The 941-nt window shown below is 49.6% G+C and carries 1 protein-coding gene and 1 pseudogene; one reads left to right on the forward strand and one right to left on the reverse strand.

Annotated elements, in window-relative coordinates:
• Positions 1-326, reverse strand: a pseudogene (locus ACTHUR_RS12330) (primosomal protein N'); the annotation flags it as partial.
• Positions 327-461: 135 nt separating this feature from the next.
• Between ACTHUR_RS12330 and ACTHUR_RS12335 the strand changes: the two are divergent.
• Positions 462-941, forward strand: a 480-nt coding sequence (locus ACTHUR_RS12335) for a DsbC family protein (RefSeq protein ID WP_440398764.1), incomplete at its 3' end; no start/stop codon positions are given.

The raw sequence follows: 941 nt of genomic DNA on the forward strand, positions 1-941 counted from the left end.
TCTACCGTGTGCGTTTCCTTCAAACCCTGCGGCAGCGCGGCAAACACTGCCTGCCCGGTCGGATAGTGGTAATAACGCGACGTAAACGCCAACAAATCACGCCAGCTTTGAGGCAACGGCTTTTCTTCCACAAAGGCCGTCTGAACGCTCAAAATCCGCGCCGTATCCATATCGGGCGCAATATCCGTTTCCCACACCATCCCGACAACGGTTTTATTGCGGAAAGGCACAAGCACTCGCGTTCCCGGAGGAAGCGGCTCGGAATGGGAATACGTCAAAAGGCCGTCTGAAAGCGGCACGTTTACGGCAATACGGTGGTAGAACATACAAACAATCAAATCATTTTTTCGTATTTTAACAGCCGAAAGCTATTTTCAGACGATAATTTGAGCCTTAGCACAATGCAGACATAACAGAGGTTTGATACAATGCCTTACTTTCAACACACGCAAGTCTTTCGCATGAAAACCAAGTTAATCAAAATCTTAACACCGTTTGCCGTCCTTCCTTTATTGGCATGCGGTCAACCTGCCGTATCCAACGCCAACGCGGCGCCTGCCCCTGCTGTCAAAGCGGAAGCACCTGCCGACAAATCCGTTGCCGCTTCTTTGAAAGCGCGTTTGGAAAAAGTCTATGCCGCCCAAGATTTGAAAGTTTTGAGCGTTAGTGAAACACCGATTAAAGGCATTTATGAAGTTGTCGTCAGCGGCAAACAAATCATCTATACCGATGCCAAAGGCGACTATATGCTCGTTGGCGACCTCATCAACGTCAACACGCGCCAAAGCATGACTGAAGAACGCGCCGCCGATTTGAACAAAATCGACTTCGCTTCCCTGCCTTTGGACAAAGCTATCAAAGAAGTGCGCGGCAACGGCAAACTGAAAGTCGCTGTTTTCTCCGATCCGGACTGCCCGTACTGCAAACGCTTGGAGCATGAA

It is taken from the genome of Neisseria sp. P0021.S007, from assembly GCF_051956855.1.